Here is a 2,543-nt window from a genome sequence, read left to right as displayed (position 1 = left end):
ATGTCGCGAAGTCCGTCCGCGTCCCAACGCCCGCGACCCAGAATGGCTTGTTGCCGCCACGGGCCGGGATCACCGGCCGCCTCAGCGCGCATCCAACCTGTCTTCCGCCGCTCGTCACCCAGCAGGCCGTCCAGGAAGAGGTTGGCAGAGGCTGCAACTCGCTCCTGCGTAAACAGTCCGCGCATACGAGCCTTCACGTCACGCAGCGATGATGCCCAAAGCTCAAGCGTCGTCTCGATTGATGCCCCTGTCATCCATGACCTCCGAATCATGGAGACCCATAGATTCAGACCATAGATAAATATGCAACTGTAATGCTTCTGTAATGGGCCTTCGTTCGTCAAGTCCCCTCTGAATGATATCTCATCGCCAGGATCATGCTTCTGTCCGTGGTCAGCGCGAAGGCCGCCACACTATGCCATCAGATCCAGAGCTGACAGGTCAATCTAGGAAGCGTGGTTTGCCGAAGCATTCACAGCACTACACACGACCTTGCCAAGCCCTCGTCCCGGCGACGGGACCTCAGGAGAGCGCTGCCGTTTCGGCTCGCTCCGAACGCTCTATCTCCTATGCCATCGCTGCGGCCTTACTCCAGCGGAAATCGGTCGCATCCACCCACATGCGATGGAGCACGACGCCCAACTTGCGGGCAAGGGCCACCTTGGCGCGCTTCATGCCCCGGCGTTTCGCCACGTCGAGCGCCCAGTGCTTCAGGCTCGAGAAGCGGATCGCCCGCGTCAGCATGACGTGCGCAGCTTCAAAGAGCGCAGTTCGCACCATGGCGTCGCCGACCTTGCTGACACCACCGTCCCGATCGGTCTCACCGGATTGATATTTTTTGGGCGTAAGCCCGAAGTAGGCTCCGACCGTACTGGATTTTCCAAACCGTGTCGGGTCGTCCACCGCCGAGCGATAGGTCAGGGCGACCAAGGCCCCAACGCCAGGTGTGCTCATCAATCTCCGGCAGACCTTATCAGCGCGCGCGATCTTCAGCATCTCGCGATGGAGCTTGCTGAACTCGCACCACAACGCCATCCGCGCCGCCAGCATCGCACCAATCACCGTCTCCAAAGTGACGTGGCCTGCTGTCAGCTCCCGGATGCGCGTCTCAAACTTTCCACGACTGACCTCTCCGACCTTCAGCCCATAGCCGCGCAAGATCCCGCGGATGCTAAGTTCGACGTCGAGAAGCTTGCCTTGCAGAAGCTTGCGTCCAACAAGAAGGGCTCGGCTATCCTTGCAAGTCACCGATTTGGCATGAACCGGACGGTACCATCCCATCCTCAGCAGTTGGGCGATCCCGCGTGCATCTTTCCGGTCGGTCTTCACCGTCATAGCCGAGAGCGCCGCCTTCACGTGCCGCGTCTCGAGCAAAATCGCATCGCGTCCGGCGGCCACAAGCCCGGCATGCAGCCATTGCGACAATGGCCCGGCCTCGAGCCCAATGCGACTAACAGACAATTCCAGTTCGTCGAAATAGCGGACCAGCGCCTCCGGCTCGCTGGCGATCTTGACCTCGCGCATGATCGTTCCGGTCGCGTCAACAATGCACACGCTGCTCTCTTCCAGAGAGACATCGATTCCCGCATAATGTTCCATGGCTGCTCCTCTCATGATGTTTGGAGCCGATCGCTCGGACTCCGTTTCAACACCTTCATTCTGAGGGACAGCCACCCAACCTGGCTATGCTCGCGAAGGCCGGCCCATTACGGCATCTAGGCATGGCGCGGGGCAGGCGCTTCAGGATTTCGGCGCCATCCGAGATCACGGTGACGTCGCCAAAGCCGCAATATCCTTCTTGCTGAAGCGCGTGGAGCGCTCGATCTCGGATCGCGGTTTGGTCGGTGCTGCTGGTCACGAAATAGCGGCCACCGGGTTCGCCCCGACCGCCGCGACCGCATCTGGCTACAACGAGTTCGAAGTTTCGCGCTGCATTGGGATCGGCGCTGCGCACATGCGCTGTGTCGATGCTGATGATAAACTCTTTGCGCCGATCGCCAGGAAGCTCCATTTCGGGCTGGCGTCGATCATCAGCTTGCGCCCTTGCGCGCCGTTCTTCCTCTGCAACCTGCTCGTCCAGCCGTTCACCGATCCTGATAGCGCGCTTGCGCACGGTCGCATGCGTCTCGGTAGGCTCAATGGGCAGGAATTCGGTGAGCACCCTGGCGGCCTGCCGGTACGGCATCATGCTTCCCAGCCGCGCCGTCAGTTCAATCAGCTCGGGCGTCGCCCGATCCGGGCAGATTTCCTTCAGTGGCGCGAAAGCAACGACCATCCCTGGATGGCAATCCCCACACAGCATCCAGCGGGGATTGCGCACCTTCACCGTGCCGAACACAGTTCGGATCCGGCGCGCCGTGTAGTCTTTGACCGGCCGGAACGTGTGGCAGTCCGGGCAAACCCGCCGAAACAGAGCATAGGCATTCACCTCCTGGTTTATGTTGATGGCTTTTCAAAAGCGCGTCTAAACGACGACAAGCGTTTGGTGCTTGTGGACGGAACAAAAAGGCGGCCTTTGCAGGCCGCCGAGTGTGGAGGATGTG

At 60.4% G+C, this 2,543-nt stretch carries 2 protein-coding genes and 1 pseudogene; all 3 read right to left on the bottom strand.

Features of this window, described 5'->3' with window-relative positions:
- A pseudogene (locus ACFFNA_RS39320) lies at positions 1–272 on the bottom strand (IS701 family transposase); the annotation flags it as partial.
- A 295-nt stretch (positions 273–567) separates the two neighbouring features.
- Positions 568–1,599 carry an IS110 family RNA-guided transposase gene (locus tag ACFFNA_RS39315; protein ID WP_378925675.1) on the bottom strand — a complete coding sequence of 344 codons (1,032 nt, stop codon included), beginning with the start codon at positions 1,597–1,599 and terminating at the stop codon, positions 568–570.
- Between the two features lie 55 nt (positions 1,600–1,654).
- The gene (locus ACFFNA_RS39310; protein ID WP_378925672.1) at positions 1,655–2,428 is read right to left on the bottom strand and encodes a hypothetical protein; all 774 of its coding nucleotides are present in this window, start codon (positions 2,426–2,428) and stop codon (positions 1,655–1,657) included.
- Positions 2,429–2,543 lie beyond the last annotated feature (115 nt).

Origin of the sequence: Mesorhizobium kowhaii, from assembly GCF_042431665.1 — a bacterium.
Taxonomy (GTDB): Bacteria; Pseudomonadota; Alphaproteobacteria; order Rhizobiales; family Rhizobiaceae; genus Mesorhizobium; species Mesorhizobium kowhaii.
The sequence above is the reverse complement of the archived record's forward strand: the minus strand, read 5'-3'. Positions and strand labels throughout refer to the sequence as shown.